This is a genomic window from Bradyrhizobium sp. SZCCT0231, from assembly GCF_018130245.1.
Taxonomy (GTDB): Bacteria; Pseudomonadota; Alphaproteobacteria; order Rhizobiales; family Xanthobacteraceae; genus Bradyrhizobium; species Bradyrhizobium japonicum_F.
The window spans coordinates 38,531-61,629 of record NZ_JAFCKP010000023.1 but is presented as its reverse complement, the minus strand read 5'-3'; the positions used below and the strand labels follow the sequence as shown (position 1 = coordinate 61,629).

19 protein-coding genes and 1 pseudogene are annotated in these 23,099 nt (G+C 64.9%); 12 read left to right on the top strand and 8 right to left on the bottom strand.

Annotated elements, in window-relative coordinates:
* Positions 1 to 28: 28 nt before the first annotated feature.
* The gene (locus JQ566_RS31725; RefSeq protein WP_212379720.1) at positions 29 to 340 is read left to right on the top strand and encodes a DUF1272 domain-containing protein; all 312 of its coding nucleotides are present in this window, start codon (positions 29 to 31) and stop codon (positions 338 to 340) included.
* Between the two features lie 117 nt (positions 341 to 457).
* Here JQ566_RS31725 and fahA read toward each other — a convergent pair whose 3' ends face one another.
* The 5 genes from fahA to JQ566_RS31700 all read right to left on the bottom strand — a co-directional run bounded on the left by fahA (position 458) and on the right by JQ566_RS31700 (position 6,123).
* A complete protein-coding gene (gene fahA / locus JQ566_RS31720; RefSeq protein WP_212379718.1) occupies positions 458 to 1,726 on the bottom strand; it encodes a fumarylacetoacetase in 1,269 nt (422 codons plus the stop codon).
* 208 nt (positions 1,727 to 1,934) lie between these two features.
* On the bottom strand, positions 1,935 to 3,281 hold the full coding sequence (gene hmgA, locus JQ566_RS31715) for a homogentisate 1,2-dioxygenase (protein ID WP_212379716.1): 1,347 nt from the start codon (positions 3,279 to 3,281) through the stop codon (positions 1,935 to 1,937).
* A 2-nt stretch (positions 3,282 to 3,283) separates the two neighbouring features.
* A complete protein-coding gene (locus tag JQ566_RS31710; RefSeq protein WP_212379713.1) occupies positions 3,284 to 4,240 on the bottom strand; it encodes an MBL fold metallo-hydrolase in 957 nt (318 codons plus the stop codon).
* A 24-nt stretch (positions 4,241 to 4,264) separates the two neighbouring features.
* Positions 4,265 to 4,486, bottom strand: coding sequence for a DUF2783 domain-containing protein (locus tag JQ566_RS31705; RefSeq protein ID WP_212379711.1), 222 nt, complete (start codon positions 4,484 to 4,486; stop codon positions 4,265 to 4,267).
* 8 nt (positions 4,487 to 4,494) lie between these two features.
* Positions 4,495 to 6,123 (bottom strand): FAD-dependent oxidoreductase, encoded by a 1,629-nt coding sequence (locus tag JQ566_RS31700; RefSeq protein WP_212379709.1) that lies wholly within the window; start codon positions 6,121 to 6,123, stop codon positions 4,495 to 4,497.
* A 110-nt stretch (positions 6,124 to 6,233) separates the two neighbouring features.
* On the opposite strand from JQ566_RS31700, the gene JQ566_RS31695 reads away from it, so the two are divergent.
* From JQ566_RS31695 to JQ566_RS31685, 3 genes and pseudogenes are all read left to right on the top strand, one after another.
* Positions 6,234 to 6,776 carry a MarR family winged helix-turn-helix transcriptional regulator gene (locus JQ566_RS31695; RefSeq protein ID WP_212379707.1) on the top strand — a complete coding sequence of 181 codons (543 nt, stop codon included), beginning with the start codon at positions 6,234 to 6,236 and terminating at the stop codon, positions 6,774 to 6,776.
* Between the two features lie 85 nt (positions 6,777 to 6,861).
* Positions 6,862 to 7,581 (top strand): class I SAM-dependent methyltransferase, encoded by a 720-nt coding sequence (locus JQ566_RS31690; protein WP_212379746.1) that lies wholly within the window; start codon positions 6,862 to 6,864, stop codon positions 7,579 to 7,581.
* 37 nt (positions 7,582 to 7,618) lie between these two features.
* Positions 7,619 to 7,783, top strand: a pseudogene (locus JQ566_RS31685) (MarR family winged helix-turn-helix transcriptional regulator); the annotation flags it as partial.
* A 90-nt stretch (positions 7,784 to 7,873) separates the two neighbouring features.
* On the opposite strand, the gene JQ566_RS31680 reads toward JQ566_RS31685, so the two are convergent.
* On the bottom strand, positions 7,874 to 8,632 hold the full coding sequence (locus JQ566_RS31680; RefSeq protein WP_212379705.1) for a hypothetical protein: 759 nt from the start codon (positions 8,630 to 8,632) through the stop codon (positions 7,874 to 7,876).
* Between the two features lie 257 nt (positions 8,633 to 8,889).
* Positions 8,890 to 9,696 (bottom strand): N-acyl homoserine lactonase family protein, encoded by an 807-nt coding sequence (locus JQ566_RS31675; RefSeq protein WP_212379703.1) that lies wholly within the window; start codon positions 9,694 to 9,696, stop codon positions 8,890 to 8,892.
* A gap of 364 nt (positions 9,697 to 10,060) precedes the next feature.
* Here JQ566_RS31675 and JQ566_RS31670 point away from each other — a divergent pair, with 364 nt between their 5' ends.
* The 6 genes from JQ566_RS31670 (at position 10,061) to JQ566_RS31650 (ending at position 17,266) form a co-directional block, all read left to right on the top strand.
* Positions 10,061 to 11,608, top strand: coding sequence for a caspase family protein (locus tag JQ566_RS31670; protein ID WP_212379701.1), 1,548 nt, complete (start codon positions 10,061 to 10,063; stop codon positions 11,606 to 11,608).
* 144 nt (positions 11,609 to 11,752) lie between these two features.
* Complete coding sequence (locus JQ566_RS31665) at positions 11,753 to 12,424, top strand: OmpA family protein (RefSeq protein ID WP_212379699.1); 672 nt, start codon at positions 11,753 to 11,755, stop codon at positions 12,422 to 12,424.
* Between the two features lie 158 nt (positions 12,425 to 12,582).
* A complete protein-coding gene (locus JQ566_RS31660; protein WP_212379697.1) occupies positions 12,583 to 13,512 on the top strand; it encodes an RND family efflux transporter in 930 nt (309 codons plus the stop codon).
* On the top strand, positions 13,512 to 16,661 hold the full coding sequence (locus JQ566_RS31655; protein ID WP_212379695.1) for an efflux RND transporter permease subunit: 3,150 nt from the start codon (positions 13,512 to 13,514) through the stop codon (positions 16,659 to 16,661). Before JQ566_RS31660 ends, JQ566_RS31655 begins: the two co-directional genes overlap by 1 nt.
* Before the next feature lie 30 nt (positions 16,662 to 16,691).
* Positions 16,692 to 17,030 (top strand): DUF6883 domain-containing protein, encoded by a 339-nt coding sequence (locus tag JQ566_RS35060; RefSeq protein ID WP_434057847.1) that lies wholly within the window; start codon positions 16,692 to 16,694, stop codon positions 17,028 to 17,030.
* Positions 16,973 to 17,266, top strand: coding sequence for a DUF4926 domain-containing protein (locus JQ566_RS31650; protein WP_212379693.1), 294 nt, complete (start codon positions 16,973 to 16,975; stop codon positions 17,264 to 17,266). The genes JQ566_RS35060 and JQ566_RS31650 overlap by 58 nt, the downstream gene beginning before the upstream one ends.
* A gap of 8 nt (positions 17,267 to 17,274) precedes the next feature.
* Here the strand turns inward: JQ566_RS31650 and JQ566_RS31645 are convergent, their stop codons facing one another.
* A complete protein-coding gene (locus JQ566_RS31645) occupies positions 17,275 to 17,949 on the bottom strand; it encodes a Crp/Fnr family transcriptional regulator (RefSeq protein WP_212379691.1) in 675 nt (224 codons plus the stop codon).
* Positions 17,950 to 18,184: 235 nt separating this feature from the next.
* Here JQ566_RS31645 and JQ566_RS31640 point away from each other — a divergent pair, with 235 nt between their 5' ends.
* Entirely contained in the window at positions 18,185 to 20,236 is a 2,052-nt protein-coding gene (locus tag JQ566_RS31640) for an AsmA family protein (RefSeq protein ID WP_212379689.1), read from the top strand.
* A 241-nt stretch (positions 20,237 to 20,477) separates the two neighbouring features.
* Positions 20,478 to 22,925, top strand: a complete 2,448-nt coding sequence (locus JQ566_RS31635; RefSeq protein ID WP_212379687.1) for an adenylate/guanylate cyclase domain-containing protein — start codon at positions 20,478 to 20,480, stop codon at positions 22,923 to 22,925.
* Positions 22,926 to 23,099 lie beyond the last annotated feature (174 nt).

Here is a 23,099-nt window from a genome sequence, read left to right as displayed (position 1 = left end):
TCCGGGCCTGACTTTCGGAGATTCAGCCATGGCCCTCCAGCTTCGACCGAACTGCGAATATTGCGACCGCGACCTGCCGCCTCATGCGACGGATGCGCGGATTTGTTCGTACGAATGCACGTTCTGCGCGGACTGCGTCGAGACCAGGCTGTTCAACGTCTGCCCGAACTGCGGCGGCGGTTTTGCCCCGCGCCCGATCAGGCCGACACAGGAATGGCGGCCGGGCGTGTGCACCAGCAAGCAGGCGCCGTCCGACCAGCGGGTGCATTTGAAGTACAGCGTGGAGGATGTCGCGGCGCATTGTGCGCGGGTGCGCGACGTGCCGCCGGAGAGGCGGTAGGCCTCGTAGGGTGGGCAAAGGCGCTCTTGCGCCGTGCCCACCATCTCTCGGCTATCGCGATAGAAACGGTGGGCACGCTTACGCTTTGCCCACCCTACGAGATCGAGCGCGCGGCATTCACTCCGCCGCCACAATCGTTCCCTCGACCTCACCGAACCCAACGCGATAGCCGTTGCCCTGGCACCAGCCGCGCATCACGAGGCTATCGCCGTCCTCCAGGAACGAGCGCTTGGCGCCGCCGGGCAGTTCGACGGGCTCGGTGCCGTTCCAGCTGATCTCGAGCAGGCTGCCGCGCTGGTTCTTCTCGGGGCCGGAGATGGTGCCGCTGCCAAGGAGATCGCCGACATTCATGGCGCAGCCGCTTGAGGCGTGATGCATCAGCTGCTGCACCGAGGACCAGTACATGTATTTGAAATTGGTGCGGCTGATGCTGGCGGGCGCATTGGCGCCGGCGGCGCGCAAGGAGACGTCGAGCGCGACATCGTAGTTCTGCGGCTTGGTCTGCCTGAGATAGTCGAGCGGCACCGGCTGCTGCTCCGGCCCCTTCAGGCGGAACGGCTCCAGCGCCTCGCGCGTCACCACCCAGGGGCTGATCGAGGTCGCGAACGCCTTGGCGAGGAACGGCCCGAGCGGCACATATTCCCATTGCTGGATGTCGCGCGCGCTCCAGTCGTTGAGCAGCACGAAGCCGAAGATCATCTCCTCGGCCTGTTGCTCGCTGAGCATGCCGCCCATCGGCGACGGCTGGCCGATGACGACGCCCATCTCCAGTTCGAAATCGAGCCGCTTGCACGGCGCAAAGCTCGGCAGCTCCACATTCGGCGGCTTCAGCTGCCCGCGCGGCCGCTTCACCCTGGTGCCGGAGACCACGACGGTGGAGGCGCGGCCGTTATAGGCGATCGGCATGTGCAGCCAGTTCGGCTGCAGCGCGTTGTCCTTGCCGCGGAACATCACGCCGACATTGGTGGCGTGCTCCTTGGAGGAATAGAAATCGGTATAGCCGGAGACCGCGAAGGGCAGATGCAGCTTGGCATCCCGCATCGGCACGAGCGCGCGGCTGCGCAGCTCCTCGTTGTCGCGCAGCTCCGGATGATCCGCGCGCAAGAGCTCACTGATCCGCGCCCGCGTCTTGGTCCAGACCTTCGGCCCCAGTGCCATGAAGGGATTGAGCGAGGGGCCGGAGAACACGCCGAGTGGGCCGACATCGAGCCGGGAATCCTGCTCGAGCTCCCAGAGATCAAGAATGTAGTCGCCAATGGCAACACCGACGCGTGGCGCCAATCCATTCGCCGAGAACACGCCGTAAGGCAGGTTCTGGATCGGGAAGTCCGAGGCGGGATCGACCTCGATGAAGGAGCGGAGGCTGGGGTCGTTGGGGTGGGGCATTGGTTTCCCGTGGCACAGCGGTGATGGTGTCACCCTCCCCTGGAGGGGGAGGGTCGGCTCATATTGAGCGCAGCGAAATATGAGACGGGGTGGGGTGATCTCTCAACACGGGCACCGCCTCGAGGGAGAGACCGTCACCCCACCCCGCTACGCATTCCGCTTCGCTGCATGCGTAGCGACCCTCCCCTCCAGGGGAGGGTAAGCGAGACTACGGCTTGCTCGGATCGAACCGCTTTTCGAGGCCCTTCCAGCAATCGGCGTAATCGTCCTGCAGCGTCGAGGACTTCGCCGCGTGTGCGGTGACGCGTTGCGGGTAGCGGGTCTCGAACATGAAGGCCATGGTGCCGGTCAGCTTCACCGGCTTCAGTTCGCCATTGCTGGCGTGCTCGAAGGCGTCGCGGTCGGGCCCGTGCGGCAGCATGCAATTGTGCAAGGAGATGCCGCCGGGGACGAAGCCCTGCGGCTTGGCGTCGTAGACGCCGTAGATAAGGCCCATGAACTCGCTCATGATGTTCATGTGATACCAGGGCGGACGGAAGGTGTTTTCCGCGACCATCCAGCGCTCGGGGAAGATGACGAAGTCGATGTTTGCCGTGCCCGCGGTCTCCGAGGGCGAGGTCAGCACCGTGAAGATCGACGGGTCGGGATGGTCGAAGCCGATCGCGCCGACCGGCGAGAAGGTGCGCAGATCGTATTTGTAGGGCGCGTAATTGCCGTGCCAGGCGACGACGTCGATCGGCGAATGCGGCAGCGTGGTCTTGAACAGCGACCCGCCCCATTTCACGTAGAGCTCGGTCGGCGTGTCCTTGTCCTCGTAACACGCAACCGGTGTCAGGAAGTCGCGTGCATTGGCGAGGCAATTGGCGCCGATCGGCCCGCGCTCCGGCAACGTGAAGGCGCCGCCGTAATTCTCGCAGAGATAGCCGCGCGCCGGCCCGTTCGGAATCTCGACGCGGAACTTGACGCCGCGCGGGATCACCACGATCTCGCCGGGCTCGGCATCGATGCGGCCGAACTCGGTGACGAGGCGCAGATTGCCCTGCTGAAGCACGAACATCAGCTCGCCGTCGGCATTGTAGAAATGCTGGTCCACCATCGATTTGGTGATGAGGTAGACATGTGCGGCCATGCCCGCTTGCGTGTTCACATCACCGGCCGTCGTCATGGTCTGCACGCCCTGGACGAAGGTGACCTCCTCCTTCGGCAGCGGCGTCGGATCCCAGCGCAGCTGCGCGATCGGCAGATCGTATTCATGACACGGCGCCGAGCGCCACAGCCCGGCATCGACCTTCTCGAAGTGGCCGGAATGCTTCACCGAAGGACGGATGCGGTAGAGCCAGGAGCGCTCATTGGTGCCGCGTGGCGCGGTGAAGGGCGAGCCGGAGAGCTGCTCGGCATAGAGCCCGTAGGCGCAACGCTGCGGCGAGTTGCGCCCGATCGGCAGCGCGCCGGGCAGCGCCTCGGTCTCGAAGCTGTTGCCGAAGCCGGACATGTAGCCCGGCGTCACCTGGGCCGAGCTGCGGATGATCTGGTCAGGCGAGGTATTGATGTTCATGACTATCCTCCTCCTTGCAGGGCGGCCCACATTTCCTGGTCGCGCTTGTCGGTCCAGATCACGGGATCGTCGATTCCCGACGCTTCGTCATAGGCGCGCGACACGTTGAACGGCAGGCAGTGCTCGTAGATGGCGAAGCCATGGAATTTCGGATCCATCACCTCGCGCGTCGCCGCCATCGATTCCTTCAGCGTACGCCCCTTGGCGACCGAGATTTCGGCGGCACCATAGAGCGAGGTGACGAAGTCGCGCGTCATCGCAATGGCCTCGCGCACCGTCGCAGTCCCCTTCAGCGCATCGCCGCGGCCCGGCGCGATCGCCTTGGGATTGAAGTTGCGGATCTCGTTCAGCGTCATCGGCCATTCGCGCAAATGCGCATCGCCGCAATAGCAGGCCGAGTGATATTCGATGAGATCGCCGGAGAACATCACCTCCGCGTCCGGCACCCAGGCGACGATGTCGCCGGAGGTGTGGCCCGCGCCCAGCTGCATCAGGCGCACCTCGCGCTTGCCGAGGTAAATCGTCATCTCGCCCTCGAAGGTGAGCGTCGGCCAGGTCAGGCCGGGGATGCTCTGCGCATCCTGGAACAGCCGCGGAAAGCGGCCGTATTCGGAATCCCAATCCTGCTTGCCGCGCTCCTCGATCAGCCGATAGGTCTCCTGCGAGGCGACGATGCCTTGCGCCTTGTAGGCGGAGGCCCCGAGCACGCGCACGGCGTGATAGTGCGACAGCACGACGTATTTGATCGGCTTGTCGGTGACCGTGCGGACCCGCTCGATCACCTTGTTCGCCATCGCCGGCGTCGCCTGGGCGTCGAACACGAGGCAGCCATCGTCGCCGACGATCACGGCCGAGTTCGGATCGCCCTCGGCGGTGAAGGCATAGAGATCGGGGCCGATCTCGGAGAAGGTGATCTTCTTCTCGGACAGATCGCCGGTGGATGCGAAGTTCTTCGCCATCAATTCGTCCTTTGGGTCACAGGGCTATTGTTGTTGCTGTTGCTGCTGGCCGTCGATCATGCGGCGCTTGGCGAGCCCGATCGCCTCGCGCAGCACGTCGATATCGCCGATATGATTGGCGAGGATCAGGACCAGCGCCGCATCGAAATCCGCGCTCTGCTCCTCGGTGAGACCGCGATGCGCCTCGACGATGGCGCGGAAGGCATCGTCAGGGCGTGCGAAGTTCGAGCTGGTGGAGAGCGGCATGCCAAACCTCAATACAAACCTTCGGCCCGCGCCAGCGCCGCCGCGATCGCCGAACGCGTCGGATGGCGGAAGCGCGCCGCGACATAACCGTCGGGCCTCAGCAGATAGGCGGCACCCGGCTCGGCGCCGTAGCGCTTTGCGACCAGGCCCGAGGGATCGGCAAGTCCGTCCTCGACACCAATGCGGATGCCCTTGATGCCATAGGGCGCATCGATCGGCGCGCCATTGCTGAACGACAGCAAGGTGAAGTCCGTTCCACCCTCGCGGAAAGCATCCGTCAGATAGATCTGCTCGCCGGCGCGCGTTGCAACGGGCGCGTCGAGCATCGAACAGCCGGGCGACAGTCCACCGTGCCACGTATCCGCATCGAGCGAGGACAGCGGCGAGTCGTAGCTGCAAGGCACCGACAGCCGGCCGCCATTGACCATGCGCTTGCCGAACTCCGTCTCCTTGGCCAGCGACAGCACCGCCTTGCGCAGCCGCGCCTCCTGATGCGAGTTCGGCGCCATGAAATCGGTCGAGCGCGTCGATTCGCGGATGTTCTCGTCGGCCGCTGCGCTGCGCTCGATGTGATAGCTTTCGAGCAGGCTCGCGGGCGATCTGCCGCGCAGCACGCGATCGAGCTTCCAGGACAGATTCTCCGCGTCTTCGAGCCCGGAATTGGCGCCGCGCGCGCCAAAAGGCGAAACCTGATGCGCGGAATCGCCGGCAAAGATCACGCGACCATGGATGAAGCGGTCCATCCGCCGGCACTGGAATTTGTACAGCGAGATCCACTCGAACTCGAACTTGTCGTGGCCCAGCATGCGCGCGATCCGCGGCCGCACGTTTTCCGGCTTCTTCTCGACGACCGGATCGGCGTAACGGTTGAGCTGGAGATCGATGCGCCAGACATCGTCGGGCTGCCGGTGCAAGAGCGCCGAACGCCCGGCATGGAACGGCGGATCGAACCAGAACCAGCGCTCGGTCGGAAACTCCGCGGTCATCTTGACGTCCGCGATCAGGAACTGGTCCTCGAACACCTGGCCCGCAAATTCCGCACCAACCATCTGCCGCAGCGAGGATCGCGCGCCGTCGCAGGCGATGACATATTGCGCATTGAGGCGATAGGCGCCCTCCGGCGTTTCGATCGTCAGCACGGCGGAATCGTTGCGCCGCTCCAGCGCCGTCACCTTGTTGCGCCAGCGCAGGTCGATCCCGGGCAGCTCGTCGATGCGATCGACCAGATAGGCCTCAGCGTAATACTGCTGGAGATTGATGAAAGCCGGCCGCTTGTGACCGTCTTCCGGCAGGAGATTGAACTGGTAGAGCTGCGACTCGCCGTGAAAGATGCGGCCGACACTCCACACCACACCCTTCTCGACCATGCGGTCGCCGACGCCGAGCCGGTCCCAATATTCCAGCGACCGCTTCGAGAAGCAGATCGCGCGCGAGCCCTCGCCGATGCGGTCGGCATCGTCCAGCAGCACGACGCGCTGGCCGCGCTGGGCAAGGTCGATCGCCAGCGACAGCCCGACCGGACCCGCGCCGACAATCACGACCGGATGCGCCGCGGGGCTCGGCCCGGGGCGGTCCTGATCCGGATGACGGCGATAGCCGAACTGGGTTTTGGCCTGATGCGTATTGGCCGGCGCCATACACTAACCTCGGCTCTGGTCAGAAGAGGACCGATCTGCTATATAGTCTCACGTGCAACTATTTTGGACCGGAGCCGGCCGGCCGTCAACTGGAATTCGGAGCGCTCTCCTTGGCGAGGACATCCAGCGACATCGCGCTGAAGACACGGCAGGCCGACCAGGCCTCAGCGCGGCCGAAGGCGCGGCTCGATCTGTTCAAGTTCGTTCCGTTCCGCCTCAACCGGCTGGCGGCGGAGGTGAGTTCCGCGCTCGCGGTGGAATATCAGGAACGGCATGGCCTCGACATTCCGGCCTGGCGCGTCATCGCCACACTCGGCTTCCGCGTTGATGCCTGTAGCGCGCAGTACATCGCGCAATGCACCCGCACGCACAAATCCACCATCAGCCGCGCGGTGACCACGCTGCTCAACGAGGACCTGATCGAGCGGGTCGAGAACGAAGCCGACCGCCGCGAATTCCGCCTGCAGCTGACGGAAAAGGGCCGCGCTCTCTATGAAGAGCTGTTCCCGCAATTGCTGCGGCGCGAGGACGAGATCCTCGCCTGCCTCTCCGCGCAGGAGCGCAAGCAGCTCTCAGTGCTCCTCGGCAAGATCGAGCAGAGTCTCGATCTGATCCAGACCAGCAAAGAGGCGGATGCGAAGCAGGCGTATTAGGAACTCATAGAGCCGCGGACGTCGGCTTTTGGGGGTCCGGTTGAGGAAGCTTGGTAGGGCCGTGACGGCACTGGCTTATATAGCGATGCTCCTTGTGGCGCTTACCGCAACTCGCGCCTACGCCGCTGACATAGGTCATCTGGCTCCCCCTGGAGTCGCTGCAAACGAGTTTCCCTCACCGCAGCGACCTGTTGCACGGATCGTCAGCCCACGCCGCGCCGCCGAAGAGCACCGCGATGCCCTCAATGAGGCCGGTCAAATCGCACGTATTCTCGAGCTGAAACCAGGCATGACAGTCGGCGACATTGGAGCAGGCGGTGGCTACCACACGGTCAGGCTCTCGCGCCTCGTCGGACCCGCCGGCTCTGTCGTTGCCCAGGACGTCACGCGGGATTACCTCATGGAACTCGCCAGGCGAACAGAACTTCTGAAGTTGACGAACGTGCAATTCGCGCTCGGCGAACCACACGACCCGCGTCTGCCCGCTTCCTCGCTGGATGCCGCAATCCTTGTGCATATGTATCACGAGATAGCCCAGCCCTATGCCTTCCTCTACAATCTCGCGCCCGCCTTGAAGCAGGGTGCGCGGGTCGGAATTGTCGATCTCGAGCTTCCGACGTCGAAGCACGGCACGCCAATTGCGCTCTTGCGCTGCGAATTGACTGCCGTCGGCTATCGCGAGGTCGCCACATATAAGCTCGCAGGGGACGGAGGATACCTGGCGGTATTCTCTCCTCCGGAGCTAGCGGCTCCAAAATCTCCCCGCGATATCGTTGCTTGTGGGGATCCTGCCGGTGCTCATTGACATCGCGCCCGCCGCCCGTCTCAACCCATCCTACGAACTCTACGAGGAGCTGTTCCCGCAATTGCTGCGGCGCGAGGACGAGATCCTGGCCTGCCTCTCGGCGCAGGAGCGCAAGCAGCTCTCGGCCCTGCTCGGCAAGATCGAGCGGAGCCTTGACCTGATCCAGACCAGCGAAGAGGCCGACGCCAAGCAGGCGTATTAGGGCGCGGGCTAGCAAACGGGCTGCGCTCAAGCGCTGAAGCGTGTGGCGACGAACGAGACCACAGAGCGCGCGGCCCTCAACGCTGTTCAATCAATTCACGCCATCATTCCGCGGCTCGTCGTCGATGGCTCGATCGGAGACCCGAGCCTGGACGTCACTGTCTTCCGGCGTGATCGAGACACTCGCCGCGCCGGTTTCCTCCTTCGCTGATATCGACGGTGATGGGGGTCGATCTTCGGCGCGGTTGCCGCGGAAACGGCGATGTAGTTTCTCACCCTGGTCGAAAATGATGTTGAGCAGCCATCCTGCGATCGGTCGCGCGATTGCACGAAACGGCCTGGCAATGATGAAACCGCCTTTGACATTCTCGATCGGGAAAGCCAATGCGTTGACCAGAGTGTCGGCGGTGACGTACCGATAATTTTCTGCCAGATGCTCGCTGTTCATCAGCATCTGGATGGCAGGCTTGTCGTTCTCACCGTCGACCAGGATCATCGATGAAAATTTGTCGTCCGAGCCGGTCAGTGCATTGGCCTCAGCCGTTGTGATGGGATGCAGGCGCACCACGCCAGCTTCAGTTTGCTGGCGGTAGTGCACGGCCAACGTAAGCTCGCCCATCTGCACAGCGGCGAGCAGCGTACTGAGATAATCGGCATTAGGCTCAGGCCTCTCGAAACTGACGCCCGGGACCATTTCGACGATATCGAGAATGCGGCCTAGATCAGCGGCAGCCGCGGCGCGGCCGGCGAGACTCGCGGCCAGGTCGGCAATTGCCCTGGAAGCTTTCGAGAAATGCCCGCTGGCGCCTTTCATGGCGTCGGCAGCAAGGTTTTTGAGTTTTGAAAGCACGCCGAACACCTTTGTGAATGTCAGGCACAACCTAGAAATGACGGATGAATACGTCAATCGGCTTGCACGATCGCGCATCCCGGGCCGATGCTTTACATCGCCCCGAGCGACGAAAGTCGCTACCCTCACTTGCCGAAACCTACTTCGCCGCCGTCACCACGAGGGACGGACCAGGTCAGGCACGGCCGCGACGGCGCGGAGTCGGCGTGAGGCCGGGAAGGCGGGTGACCACATTTGTCTCCAAAGTGACGATATCGTCATTTCGCAAACGACCGCGACGGCGGCAGATGCAGCGCCCAGGCGTCGACCTTGTCGCTGGCGCGCGGATAGATCTCCGTCACGATCGGATCATGCCCGGGAATGAACCTGTCAGGATGACCGGCGAGACGCTCGATCGTCTCCCAGCCCTGCGCCATGTCGCCGACATTGTAGACGATTGGGAACGGGCTCTTGCGCTGCAGATTGGCGTAGTAATGCGCGGCATCGGATGCCAGCACCACCGGGCCGCGCGCGGTCTCGACCTTCACCACTTGCAAGCCATCCGAATGGCCGCCGACACGGTGCACGGTGACGCCGGGAGCAACTTCGCCGTCGCCGGAATAGAAGGTGACGCGCTCGCCATAGACGTGGCGCACCATCTGCGTGACGTGCTCGACCGAGAACGGATGTCGCAACAGTCCGTTACACATGCAGCGCCCGGTCGCGTAAGCCATCTCGCGCTCCTGGAGGTGGAAGCGCGCACTCGGGAAGCGGTCGAGATTGCCGGCGTGGTCGTAGTGCAGATGCGTCACGATGACGTCGCGAATGGCTGTTGCCGCGACGCCGAAGCGCTCCAGCGCATCGACTGGATTGAGCGTCAGCTTGCGCGCCCGCGCGCTCGCCTCCTCGGCATTGAAGCCGGTGTCGACCAGGATGTCGCGGCCGTGCCCTCGAATCAGCCAGGCGAAATAATCGAGGTCCTGCGCCGCACTGTCATGCGGATCGGGCAGGAGGAAGTTCATGCTGGGGGTGCGCGGCGACATCGTCGCGTAGCGCAAGGCGTAGATTTCGTAGACGTTTCCCATGGTGTTGCTTTTCTGAGTTGGATCTTGTGGGACGATCGAGCAACACCAAGCCATCGCCGGCAGGAAAGGTCAAACGTGGGGCGGCGCGGCGGAGGCGGGGCTGCAATGTGAGACCAATCACATCTTCACCGCGATGGTTGCCCTAACGTGCCGCCGATAGGATCGAGGTACCGAGGACTGTCATGACAAACCCGTCTATTCCGCTCGCGGCACGCCCCCTACGTTGCAGGTCCATCGTCACGATAATGCCGAATCTCCAAGCGGTTGACGCCCCCCGTCCCCGGTTTGATAATGCAGGAAGCGTAAGTTAAGGTCGCCGCGGCGCAAGCTGGAACGGCGCCTTTTTGGCTGGACCGCGCTGATTATGAAAATTCGCTTCTTTTTTCTTCTCTCCTTGCTCGTCTCGCTTGTCCCGACTGCACCATCGCTTGCGGCCGGTGACCGCTTTGCGCTGGTCATCGGCAACGCCAAATATCCGGACGCGGATGCTCCGTTGAAGGAACCGATCAACGATGCGCGCGACATCGCCGACGAGCTCAGGCGGGACGGCTTTTCGGTCGAGGTCGGCGAGAACCTGACCGGCGACGGCATGCGCCGCGCCTTCGACAAGCTCTACGGCAAGATCAAGCCGGGATCGGTGGCGCTGGTGTTCTTCAGCGGTTTCGGCATCCAGTCGGCGCGCCAGAGCTACTTGCTGCCGGTCGATGCGCAGATCTGGACGGAATCCGACGTGCGCCGCGACGGTTTCAGCCTCGAGACAGTGCTCGGCGAGCTCAACACCCGCGGCGCCGGCGTCAAGATCGCGCTGGTCGACGCCTCCAGGCGCAACCCGTTCGAGCGTCGGTTCCGCAGCTTCTCAGCGGGACTGACCCCGGTTATCGCGCCCAACGGCACCCTGGTGATGTATTCGGCGGCGCTGGCTTCGGTGGTCTCGGACGCCGGCGGCGAGCACAGCCTGTTCGTGCAGGAACTGCTGAAGGAGATCCGCGTCCCCGACCTGATGGCCGAGGAGACGCTGAACCGCACCAAGATGGGCGTCACCCGTGCCTCGCGCGGCGAGCAGGTGCCGTGGATTTCCTCGTCATTGGCCGAAGATTTCTCGTTCATTCCGGGCGCCGGCGGATCGCGTCCGGCAACGACGCCGCCGCCTGCGCCTCCCGCTGCGCCGGCCGTCGTCGCCAACAACCCGCCGCCCGCACCACCCGCGCCGCCGACACCGCCTCCGCCACCGAAGCCGGCCGACACGGCTGCTGCGGCACCCGCTCCTGCTGCTCCACCTGCCCCTGCGCCTGCACCGGCCCCCACACCGAAGCCGCAGGTCGAGGCCGCGCTGCCCCCGCCACCACCGCAGGTGAAACCGATTGATCCCACTCCCGCGCCGAGCACGGACAGCGGGCCGAGCGCCGCCGTCCTGGCTGACGATCCCACGATCAAGAGCCTGACCGCCAAGATTGCCGCCAACCCGGACGACGTGAACGCGCTGTACCGGCGCGGCCAGGTCTATGCCAGCAAGGGCGCCTACAACCTCGCCATCAAGGATTTTGACGACACCCTCCGGATCAATTCGAAGGATGTCGAGGCGCTGAACAACCGCTGCTGGACCCGCACCGTGGTCGGCGACCTCCAGGGCGCGCTGAAGGATTGCAACGAGGCGCTGCGGCTGCGGCCGAACTTCGTCGATGCGCTCGACAGCCGCGGCCTCGTCAACCTCAAGTCGGGCGCGGTGAAGAATGCCATCGCCGATTTCGATGCGGCCCTGAAGATCAACCCACGCCTGACCTCCTCGCTCTATGGACGCGGCCTTGCCAAGCAACGCAACGGCTCGGCCCAGGAAGGAGCGCTGGACATCGCCAATGCCAAGGCGATGGATCCGAACATCGTTCAGGAATTCGCAAGCTACGGAGTGCGTTGATATTTTTTTGCGTTGAGGCCGTCCACGCCTCGAACCTTGAACAGCCCTGGGAACACTAATGGGCGGATGCCGCAACAGTCCTTTTCCGGGGCTTGTTGCTGGAATTTGGAAGCACGCGAGCTGGCTGCGCAGGAGGGACTGGCTATGAGATCGGCTGCAAAAGGGCTTACCGCGATTCTGTCCATCATCACCGTCGGCGCCGCGCTGTCATTGCCGACCTCGGCCGTATACGCGGGCGATGACGGCAACAGCAAGAACGTCACCGAGGACGAGATCGTCCGCGCGCTGGCGCCGGCGCCGAAGAAGCCCCTGACCCGCGGCCTCTCGATTGGCCCGCAGACCGAACCCGCGCCGAACGCGGCGGAGACCAAGCTGCTGCAGTCCGTGCGCGGCCGCTCGACGCGCTCGCTGTCCTCGACCGAGCGCGAGGAAATCGCTTCGGTCGCCAAGGACAAGCCGAACATCGATCTCGAAATCACGTTCGACTACAACTCCGCCAATATCAGCGCTAAATCGCTGTCATCGGTGCAGGCGCTCGGCCGTGCCTTGACCAGTCCCGACCTGAAGGGCTCGACCTTCGTGGTCGCGGGCCACACCGACGCCGCCGGCGGCGAAGCTTACAATCAGGACCTCTCGGAGCGTCGCGCGGATTCGATCAGGCGCTACCTCGTCGAGAAGTACAATATCTCCGCGACCGATCTCGTCACCGTCGGCTATGGCAAGAGCAAGCTCAAGAATCCGAGCCAGCCGCTGGCGGAGGTCAATCGCCGCGTGCAGGTCGTCAACATGGAAAACAAGACCACCGCATCGAAGTGAGCACGACGTAATCCTTTGCAGTGACAAGTCGTGATGTGGTGTAAGGTCTCGCTATCAAAGCGCGTCCCGCAGCCTTGCGGGACGCCGCTTTGTTTCAGGGAAACGCTCTGTTTGGGCCTCGCGCGGATGGCCGTGAGCCAGGTCAGGATGATCCGGCGATGAATTTGACTGAATATCTCAAGCCGGCCGGAACCGTCGCGTTCGTCGTCGTGCTCGGCGTCGGCTATTATCTGTTCGAGCATCGGAAGCTCCCCGAGCCGAAGGAGACGCCGAGCACCGCGCTCGTCATCGTGACGAAGTCGACCAATGCCTGCTTCTCCGACCTGGTGCGGGTGACCGGCTTCTTCGTGCCGCGCCGCGAGGCGGTGGTCGTTGCCGACCAGGAAGGCTCCAGGGTCACCGACCTCCTGGTCAGCGAAGGCACTGTGGTCACCGACAACCAGGAGCTGGCGCGCCTGACCGCGCCGCCGCAGATTCCGGGCCAGCCGCAGCGACCCGGCCCGCAAGGCCCGATCTCGCTGAAAGCACCCGCGCCGGGTCTCATCACCGAGGTCCGCACCGTCGCCGGCGCGCCGGCCTCGCCGCAGGCCGGTCCGATGTTCCGCATCGCGGTCAACAACGAGATCGAGCTCGATGCCCAGGTCCCGGCGGTGCACATGTCCAAGCTCAGTTCCGGCGCAACCGTGCGCATCAGCCGCGACGATGCGCCTGATTTGATCGGGCGGGTCCGGCTGGTTGCACCCGAGATCGATCGCACCACCCAGCTCGGGCGCGTCCGCATCAGCGTCACCAACAATCCTTCACTGAAGGTCGGCGTGTTCGCCCGCGCCTCGATCGACGCCAAGCGAAGCTGCGGCGTCTCGATCCCCAAGACCGCGATCGATCATCTCACGGTGCAGGTCGTCAAAGGCAACATCGTCGAGACACGCAAGGTGCGGGTCGGGCTGTCGTCCGACAGCGCGACGGAAATCCTGGAAGGGCTCGAGGTCGGCGAAATCGTCGTGGCCGACGCCGGCTCTTCGCTCCATGACGGCGACCAGATCAAGACCATGTTCGCCGATGAACTCGATCGCACGCGGGTACGCTGATGGCTCTCAATATCTCGGCATGGTCAATTCGTCATCCGCTGCCGTCTGTCGTCTTTTCGATCATCCTGCTGATTCTCGGCTGGACCTCCTTCACCAAGCTCGCGGTGACGCGGCTGCCGTCGGCCGACATTCCCGTGATCTCGGTTGCGGTCTCGCAGTTCGGCGCAGCACCGGCCGAGCTCGAATCCCAGGTCACCAAGACGGTTGAAGACGCGGTCTCCGGCGTCGAGGGCGTCAGGCACATCACCTCCTCGATCACCGACGGCCTGTCGGTCACCACGATTCAGTTCGCGCTCGAGACCAACACCGACCGCGCGCTCAACGACGTCAAGGACGCGGTGACGCGCGTGCGCTCCAACCTGCCGCAGAACGTCACCGAGCCGCTGATCCAGCGCGTCGACGTCATCGGCCTGCCGATCGTCACCTATGCCGCGATCTCGCCCGGCAAGACGCCGGAGCAGCTCTCCTATTTCGTCGACGACGTGGTCAAGCGCGCGCTGCAAGGCGTGCGCGGCGTCGCGCAGGTCGAGCGCATCGGCGGCGTCGAGCGCGAGATCCTGGTCTCGCTCGATCCCGATCGCTTGCAGGCCATGGGCCTGACTGCGGTCAATGTCAGCCAGAGCCTGCGCGGCACCAATGTCGACGTCGCCGGCGGCCGCGCCGAGATCGGCAAGAACGACCAGGCGATCCGCACGCTCGCCGGCGCCAAGACGCTGGGCGATCTCGCCGGCACCATGATCCCGCTGTTCGGCGGCGGCGAGGTCCGGCTCGACGATCTCGGCACCGTCACCGACACCATCGCCGACCGCCGCACCTTCGCCCGCTTCAATGGCGAGCCGGTGGTCGCGCTCGGCATCAAGCGTTCCAAGGGCGCCAGCGACGTGAAGGTGGCCGAAGCCGTGCAGAAGCGCATCGACGCGCTGAAAGCCGCCTATCCCGACGTCGACCTGAAGGTGATCGACACCTCGGTCGAATACACCAACGGCAATTACCACGCGGCGATCTCGACCCTGTTCGAAGGCGCCATCCTCGCCGTCATCATCGTGCTCCTGTTCCTGCGCGACCTGCGCGCGACCATCATCGCCGCGATCTCGCTGCCGCTATCGATCTTCCCGGCGTTCTGGGCGATGGACCTGCTCGGCTTCTCGCTGAACCTCGTCAGCTTTCTCGCCATCACGCTGTCGACAGGCATTCTCGTCGACGATGCCATCGTCGAGATCGAGAACATCGTCCGGCACATGAACATGGGCAAGTCGCCCTACCGTGCGGCGCTGGAGGCCGCCGACGAGATCGGCCTCGCGGTCATCGCGATCTCGCTGACCATCATCGCGATCTTCGCACCGGCGAGCTTCATGTCGGGGATTGCCGGACAGTTCTTCAAGCAGTTCGGTATCACCGTCTCGGTGCAGGTGTTCTTCTCGCTGCTCGCGGCCCGCTTCGTCACCCCGGTGCTGGCCGCCTACTTCCTCAAGCACAGTACGCATGAGGAGCCGCCGCCCGGCCGCATCTTGCGGTCCTATCATGGGATCGTGGCCTGGTCGGTGAAGCACTATTTCATCACGGTGCTGATCGGCCTCGGCGTCTTCGCCGCCTCGATCTGGAGCATCACGCTGCTGCCGCAGGGCTTCCTGCCGGCCCAGGACAGCGCCCGCTCGCTGCTTGCGCTCGAGCTGCCGCCGGGCACCCAGCTCGCCTACACCGAAAAGGTCACCGAGGACATCGTCGCGCGCCTGCGCAAGCGGCCCGAGGTCAAGAGCATCTTCGTCGACGGCGGACGCGTCCCGCCGGGAACCCAGGAAGTCCGGCGCGCCGCCCTGATCATCAACTACACGCCCAAGGACAGCCGCGACATCACCCAGCGCGAGCTCGAGTTCTCGATCAGCCAGGAGCTGGAGAACGTCCCCGATATCCGCTTCTGGTTCCTGGACGAGAACGGCCTGCGCGCGATCTCGCTGGTGGTGACCGGTGTCGACCCCAACATCGTCAACAACGTCGCGAGCGAGCTTGCGACGCAGATGAAGCGCATCCCTACCATCGCCAACGTGATCTCGGAGACCTCGCTGGAGCGCCCCGAGCTGCGCATCGAACCGCGCGCCGATCTCGCCGCACGGCTCGGCGTCTCCACCGAAAGCCTGTCGCAGACCATCCGTGTCGCCACCATCGGCGACGTCGGACCTGCGCTCGCCAAGTTCGACGTCGGCGACCGCCTGGTGCCGATCCGCGTGCAGCTCGAGGATGCCGCCCGCGGCAATCTGAAGACGCTGGAGCAGCTCCGCGTCCCGCTCGGCGAGCGCGGCGAGAAGGGCGGCGTGCCGCTCTCGGTCATCGCCGACGTCAAGCTCGACCAGGGGCCCACCAGCATCAACCGCTACGACCGCGAGCGACAGGCGACTGTCGCAGCCGACCTCGTCGGCTCCGCCGCGCTCGGCGATGCCACCAAGAAGATCTACGACCTGCCGGTCATGAAGACCCTGCCGAAGGGCGTGAAGGTCTCGCCCTCCGGCGACGCCGAAAGCCTGAACGAATTGTCGGACGGCTTCGCGACCGCCATCACGGCGGGACTGATGATGGTCTACGCCGTGCTGGTGCTGCTGTTCGGCACCTTCCTGCAGCCGATCACCATCCTGTTCTCGCTGCCGCTCTCGATCGGCGGCGCCATTGCGGCCCTGCTCGTCACCGGCAAGCAGCTCACCACGCCGGTGTGGATCGGCATCCTGATGCTGATGGGCATCGTCACCAAGAACGCGATCATGCTGGTGGAGTTCGCCATCGAATCGATTCACGCGGGCAAGCCGCGCGAGGAAGCCATGATCGACGCCGGCATGAAACGCGCCCGCCCGATCGTGATGACCACGATCGCGATGGCCGCGGGCATGATGCCGAGCGCGCTCGCAGTCGGCGCCGGCGGCGAGTTCCGCTCGCCGATGGCGCTCGCGGTGATCGGCGGCCTGATCTTCTCGACCATCCTGTCGCTGGTGTTCGTGCCCGCGATGTTCATGGTGATGGACGATTTCGGCGCCCTGATCTGGCGCTTCGCCAAGCGGCTGATCGTGCACAGCGAGGATGCCGAGACCACCGGGCATCATGGGTCGGCCCCGGCGGAGGCGGGACCAGCGTCGAAGAGCCTGGTACACCCCGCGGCGGAGTAAGGTTCGAGCGCAGGAGCCAAACTGGCTTACATGGCGATGCATTTACCTAATGGAGCCAATGCCATCGTCGACATTCGGAAGATTGAGGATTATTGCCTCAGTCCCTCGCATCCGCGAGGTCGACACAAGGCGAGGGTCTTCCGGGAGGCGCTCGATCTTCAACGTGGAGATGCCGTCTGGCTTCGCGAAGCCCTGCTTCAAGCCACACCTTCTGGTGATGCGTCCCAGATTGCGACAGATCGCTGGGGTAGCCACTGGCGGATGGATATCCTGCTCAGGCGACATCAGAAGCAGGCTGTGGTAAGAACAGCATGGATCATTCGGGCCGGCGACGACCGGCCGACATTCGTCACCTGTTGGGTGCTATGATGAGTGCAGCGAACAACAAGCAAGATTGGACGCCGCGAGCCCTGGACGTCGTCGCGTTGCTCGCAAACATTCCCGAGCACCGGTTAGCGCGAGGGAACGTCGGCACGATTGTCGAAGAGCTCGACGAAAAGACGGTGCTTGTCGAATTCAGCGACGATGATGGCCGTCCATATGCCGTCGCCCCGTGCCTACGATCCGAGTTGCTCACATTGCACTATGTGCCGGAAGCAGCCTAGCCGCCGACCTACTCGTTCCGCGCGATCGCCGTCAGCTTGGTCATGTTCCGCAGCAATATCCGGCCGCGCTGGAGATCGAGGATCGCGTCCTTGCGCCAGGCCTGGAGCTGGCGGTTGACGCTTTCGCGGGCGGCGCCGACGAAGACGCCGAGCTGCTCCTGCGAGATGTGGACCTCGGAACCGAAATCGGCGGCGAGCGCGCAGAGCCGCCGCGCCAGGCGAACCGGCAGCGGCTGCAGCATGGATTCTTCCATGCGCTCGCTCTGCCAGCGGATGCGCTGGCACAGCAGCGCGATGATCTTGATCGCGACCTTGGGCTCGCGCTCGAGGAAGCCGAGGAAATCTTCGCGCCGCAGCACGAACAATTCGCTGGCCTCGCCCGCGGTGGCGTCCGCCGTACGGTTCTGGCCGTCCAGCACCGCGACCTCGCCGAACAGGTCGCCCGACCCCATGAAATTCAGCGTCAGCCGGCTGCCGTCGGAGGCGCCGGTCTCGATGCGGACCTGGCCGCGGCGCACGCCGAACAGCGCATCCCCTGGATCGCCCTTCTGGAACAGCACCTCGCCGTTCCCCAAGTGCTGGGTGTGACAGAGATTGGACAGCCGCTGGAGCTCGTCTGCGCCGAGATCGGCGAACATCGGGTTCATCTTCAGGATGACCGCAAATTCGGCCTGCTTGCTCATTTCAATGTCCTTGTGAACGTCCCGGTCATTGTGGTGGCAAATCGCTGGAAACCATCAACTTCAGGATCGCGTAAAACCGCGTCGGAGAAGTGTGTCATAAGTCACATAACTTTGCAGCACCCCCTGACTATTTTTACGCGCTTGGAGCCGCTTCCCGTCCGGGGATAAACTCAAGGCGCAAAGGACGGGTCATCTGCCGGATTCGACGCCGGTTGTCCGTCGTTGGAAAGTCGACATGAGAGCATTGAAATTCGCCGGCGGGGCTTTGGCCGCCGTCATCATCGTGATCGCGCTCCTGCTGGTAGTCGGGATCCCCTCGGGCTTCCTGACCTCGGCGATCGCCTCGCGGGTCGAGAGTGCGACCGGCTATCGCCTGTCGATCGACGGCACCACCAAGATCAGCCTGTGGCCGACACTGAACGTCACCCTGAACGACCTCACGCTTGCCGACCCCAAGGACCGCAGCGGCATCACGCGCCTGACGGTCGACCGCGTGCAGGCCGACATGTCGCTCGCCAGCGTATGGTCGGGCCGCCCTGAGATCAGCGAGCTCGTCGTCACCCATCCCGTGCTCTACCAGCCGCTGCTGCGTGAGCGCCTGCCGAGCGCCGGCGCCTCGTCGAAGCCGCTCGCGCTCGATACCAATGGCGCCACGATCGACCGTATCACGGTCACCGACGGCGAAGTCGCGTTCTCGCGCCTGCGCGATCGTGTCGAGGGCCGCATCAGCGCCATCAACGCCGACGCGATCATGGGCCGCGACCGCAAGGTCAATATCACCGGCACCGCGCGCGTCGGCGAGCATCCGACCAAGTTCGACATCAAGGCAGCGGCGCCGGCCTCGGCTGCCGAACGGCCGACGGTTCCGGTGGATTTCGCCATCGACATGCCCAGCGTGCTGAAGTCCCAGCTCACCGGCCATGCCGAGATGCGGCTCAATGGCGATGTCGTGATGATCAACGGCGTGAATGGCAGGCTCGGCGACGGCGCATTCAACGGCTGGGCTTCCGTCGACATCGCGAGCAAGCCGCTGGTCAAGGTCGATCTCGACTTTCAGCGGCTCGCGATGCCGCTGGCGAAATCGCCGGACGGCGTGTCCGGGCAGCCCTGGAGCAATGCGCCGATCGACGTCTCCGGGCTCAACTATGTCGATGCGCAGGTGCGGATCTCCGCGAACGAGGCCGTGATCGGCGATGCGCGCATCGCGCCGCTTGCGCTCGACGCCAAGCTCGCCGGCGGCGTGCTGAAGGCCGGCACCGCCAATCTCGGCGCCTATGGCGGCCAGGTCTCGGGCGAGGTGATCCTGGATGCGACCACCGGCGCGCCGAGCTTTGCCATGCATTCCGATCTCGTCGGCGTCCGCGCGCTGCCGCTGCTCCAGGGCCTTGCCGAATTCGACCGCATCGACGGCAAGCTCCAGGCCAAGCTCGCCCTGCGCAGCGCCGGCAACAGCCAGCGCGCGCTGATGGCGAACATGCAAGGCACGGCCTTCGTCAATTTCCAGGACGGCGCCATCCGCGGCATCAATGTCGCGCAGATGATCCGATCGCTGACGACGAGCACGCTGTCCGGCTGGCAGGGAAACCAGGACCCCGGCCAGGAGCAGAGCACGGATCTGTCGCAGCTCTCGGCCTCCTTCCGCATCGACAAGGGCCAGGCGGTGACGACCGATCTCAACCTGATCGGGCCGCTGGTGCGCGTCACCGGCGCCGGCACCATCGCCCTCGACACCAAGATGATGGGCTTCCGCGTCGAGCCCAAGCTCGTGATGACGACCGAAGGCCAGGGCCGCGCTAACGAGCCGGTCGGCTTCGGCATCCCCGTGATGATCCAGGGCAGCTGGTCGCAGCCGCGGATCTACCCTGACATGGCCGGCATGCTGGACAATCCCGACGCCGCCTATGCCAAGCTGCGCGAGATGGGCAAGGGCCTGTTCGGCCCCGACGGCGCCGGGCTCGGCAACATTCTGGGCAGCCTCGGTCTCGGTGGTACCAACGCGCCGGGCAGCGGCAATGGAACCGGCAATGCCAGTCCGCAAGCCCAGCAACCGGGGCAGAACAACCTGCTCGGCGGCCCGCTGGGGGAGGCGATCGGCAATCTGATTCAGCAGGGACTCTCCAGCGGAACGGGTAGCGGCACTGGCACCGGCCGCAGCCGCAATCTGCCGGCAACGCCCTCCACACCGGCGCCGCAGGCCTCACCTGCTCCCGCTCTGGAGGACCCGCCGCTCGCGCAGCAGGACAGTCAGCCAATGAACGACGTGCTGCGGCAGCTCTTCAATCGATAACTTCACGCCAATCCGCTTACATTGGCCCTCCCGTCCGCTGCTTCCTCCGAACGGATGAGACTGCGGCAATTCACCACCCTTCTTCCTGCCCGGGAGTCCGCAGGGAGTAACCACGCCGGCCGGTCTGCCGGCCGCGCGACGGCCACATAACGGCTCCTTGGCCCAAATTGTGGTAGAACGGCCCCGGAAGGGCCTGTACGGCCCGTAGCGCCGGCGTCGATGACGGCGCGAGAGGATCGGGATGGCAGGAGCGAACGACAAGACACGATCTCTGCGGGAGGGCCTGTTCGCCAAATACGTCGTCTCCCTCGTCGGCCTCGTCGTGTTCGTGCTCGCCGTCAACGGCGCGATGGAGACCTGGATCTCCTACCGCGCCACAAGGGCGTCGCTGACCGACGGGCTCGAGGACAAGGCGCAGGCAGCCGCGCGGCGGATCGAGCAGTCGATTTCCGAGCTCGATCGCCAGATCAGCTGGGTGACGCGGGCGAGCCAGGACACGCTGGAGAAACGCCGCGCCGACTACGCCTCGCTGCTGCACCAGGTCTCGGTCGTCAACCAGCTGTTCCAGCTCAACGGCGAGGGCCGCGAGGTGCTGCGGGTCTCCAGGCAGTCGACCACGACCGGCAGCAGCGCTGACCTCTCCCGCGACGTGCGCTTCACCGACGCCGTCGCCCGCGGCGTCAGCTATGCGCCGGCCTGGTTCGCCGACCGGACGCCGTTGATGTCGATCTCGGTGGCGCATTCCGGCTTCAATGCCGGCGTCACTGTGGCCGAGATCGATCTCAGCTTCCTCTCCGACTTCCTGTCCGACGCCCAGGTCGGCAAGGCCGCCTTCGCCTATGTCGTCGATCCTCGCGGCCGGGTGCTGGCGACGTCATCGAAAGGGCCCGAAATCGGCAAGGACCTCTCCAAGCTGCCGCAGGTGGCGGCCGCGATTGCGCCCGGCCACGAAGCCGACACGTCGGGCACCGACTTCAACGGCCATGCGGTGATGAGCGCCGCGAGCATCGTGCCGAAGCTCGGCTGGAGCGTGCTGTTCGAGCAGCCGACCACGCAGGCCCTGATGCCGATCCGCGACCAGCTGGTGCGCATCGCGCTTCTGATCGGCATGGGCCTGATGGTCGCGATCCTGGCCGGCACGCTGCTCGCCCGCCGCATGATCATCCCGATCACGGCGCTGCGCGACGGCGCGCAACTGCTCGGCGAAGGCGATTTCAGCCACCGCATCGACGTGCACACCTCCGACGAGCTGGAAGACCTCGCCGGGCAGTTCAACCGCATGGCCGACCAGATCCAGGAGACCTATTCGAACCTGGAGACCAAGGTCGACGAGCGCACCCGCGATCTCGCGCAATCGATCCACGAGCTCAAGGTGCTCGAGGAGGTCGGCCGCGCGGTGGCCTCCTCGCTCGATCTCAACGCGGTGCTTGCGACGATCGCCGCCCGTGCGATCGAGATCACCCGCGCCGACGCGGTGCTGATCTACGGCTTCGACGCCGAGGCGCGCCGCTTCAACCTGGTCGAGGCCAACGGCATCGACAGATCCGCCGAGGGCGCGCATGCCACCATCGACGAAGGCGGGAACATCCTGAGCGATGCCGCCGATAGCGGCGAGCCGATCGCGCTTGCCGAGCTCGGCGAGGCCGCCGAGCAGCCGCTGCGCGAGGTCGCGCTCGCTGCCGGCTTCAACTCGGTGCTGGTGGTGCCGCTGATCGACCAGCAGGGCACGCTGGGCTCGCTCGTGGTGCTGCGCCGCGCCGGTGGCGCGTTCGCGCCCAGCATCATCGGATTGATGCGCACCTTCGCCAATCAGGCCGTGCTGGCGATGCGCAATGCGCGGCTGTTCACCGAGGTCGACCACAACAGCCACGCGCTGGAGGCCGCGAACGAGACCGTGCGAGCCCAGGCCGACAAGCTGCGCATGCAGACCGAGCAGCTCAAGGACTGGAACAAGTCGCTGGAGGAGCGCGTCAAGACCCAGCTCGGCGAGATCGAGCGCATCCGCAAGCTCGAGCGTTTCCTGGCGCCGCAGGTGGCGCAGCTGATCGCGTCCTCCGACAGCCCCGAGGGGCTGCTCACCAGCCAGCGCCGCGAGGTCACGGTCGTGTTCTGCGACCTGCGCGGCTTCACCGCGTTCACGGAAGCGACCGAGCCGGAAGAGGCGATGAACGTGCTGCGCGAATATCACGCGGCGCTCGGCAAGCTGATCTTCAAATATGAGGGCACGCTCGACAAATACGCCGGCGACGGCGTGATGATCCTGTTCAACGCGCCGATCCAGTTCGAGGACCACATCAAGCGCGCGGTGAAGATGGCGGTGGAGATGCGCGACACCATCGGCCCCTTGACCGAGCGCTGGCGCAACCGCGGGCACAGCCTCGGCTTCGGCATCGGCGTTGCGCTCGGCTATGCCACGCTCGGCCAGGTCGGCTTCGAGCAGCGGCTGGAATATGCCGCGATCGGCAGCGTCACCAACCTCGCCTCCCGCCTCTGCGGCGAGGCCAAGCCCAACCAGATCGTGGTCAGCCGCCGCGTCTACGGCATGGTCGAGCCGTGGGTCGAGGCCCGAGCCCTCGACGATCTCCAGCTCAAGGGCTTCAATCACCCCGTGCTGGCGATGGAGATTTTGAGCTGGCGCGGGGAGGTGGAGAACGTGGTGGATGCCGCGGTGGCGCGGCGAAGGGGGTAAGCGCCGTCGGACGTGACCACGGGCGCACGTTCCACACTCCGCTGTCATGCACGGCTTGACCGGGGCATCCAGTACGCTGCGGCCTATCCATTGATCACTACCGTCTCTGGAATACTGGATCGCCCGGTCTTCGCCGGGCGATGACACCTGAGAATGCGAACCACATCCCTCCTC

Coding starts and splice junctions, on each gene's coding strand:
- JQ566_RS31725 (WP_212379720.1), top strand. CDS start 29: ATGGCCCTCCAGCTTCGACCGAACTGCGAATATTGCGACCGCGACCTG.
- fahA (WP_212379718.1), bottom strand. CDS start 1,726: ATGCCCCACCCCAACGACCCCAGCCTCCGCTCCTTCATCGAGGTCGAT.
- hmgA (WP_212379716.1), bottom strand. CDS start 3,281: ATGAACATCAATACCTCGCCTGACCAGATCATCCGCAGCTCGGCCCAG.
- JQ566_RS31710 (WP_212379713.1), bottom strand. CDS start 4,240: ATGGCGAAGAACTTCGCATCCACCGGCGATCTGTCCGAGAAGAAGATC.
- JQ566_RS31705 (WP_212379711.1), bottom strand. CDS start 4,486: ATGCCGCTCTCCACCAGCTCGAACTTCGCACGCCCTGACGATGCCTTC.
- JQ566_RS31700 (WP_212379709.1), bottom strand. CDS start 6,123: ATGGCGCCGGCCAATACGCATCAGGCCAAAACCCAGTTCGGCTATCGC.
- JQ566_RS31690 (WP_212379746.1), top strand. CDS start 6,862: ATGCTCCTTGTGGCGCTTACCGCAACTCGCGCCTACGCCGCTGACATA.
- JQ566_RS31675 (WP_212379703.1), bottom strand. CDS start 9,696: ATGGGAAACGTCTACGAAATCTACGCCTTGCGCTACGCGACGATGTCG.
- JQ566_RS31670 (WP_212379701.1), top strand. CDS start 10,061: ATGAAAATTCGCTTCTTTTTTCTTCTCTCCTTGCTCGTCTCGCTTGTC.
- JQ566_RS31665 (WP_212379699.1), top strand. CDS start 11,753: ATGAGATCGGCTGCAAAAGGGCTTACCGCGATTCTGTCCATCATCACC.
- JQ566_RS31660 (WP_212379697.1), top strand. CDS start 12,583: ATGAATTTGACTGAATATCTCAAGCCGGCCGGAACCGTCGCGTTCGTC.
- JQ566_RS31655 (WP_212379695.1), top strand. CDS start 13,512: ATGGCTCTCAATATCTCGGCATGGTCAATTCGTCATCCGCTGCCGTCT.
- JQ566_RS35060 (WP_434057847.1), top strand. CDS start 16,692: ATGGCGATGCATTTACCTAATGGAGCCAATGCCATCGTCGACATTCGG.
- JQ566_RS31650 (WP_212379693.1), top strand. CDS start 16,973: ATGGATCATTCGGGCCGGCGACGACCGGCCGACATTCGTCACCTGTTG.
- JQ566_RS31645 (WP_212379691.1), bottom strand. CDS start 17,949: ATGAGCAAGCAGGCCGAATTTGCGGTCATCCTGAAGATGAACCCGATG.
- JQ566_RS31640 (WP_212379689.1), top strand. CDS start 18,185: ATGAGAGCATTGAAATTCGCCGGCGGGGCTTTGGCCGCCGTCATCATC.
- JQ566_RS31635 (WP_212379687.1), top strand. CDS start 20,478: ATGGCAGGAGCGAACGACAAGACACGATCTCTGCGGGAGGGCCTGTTC.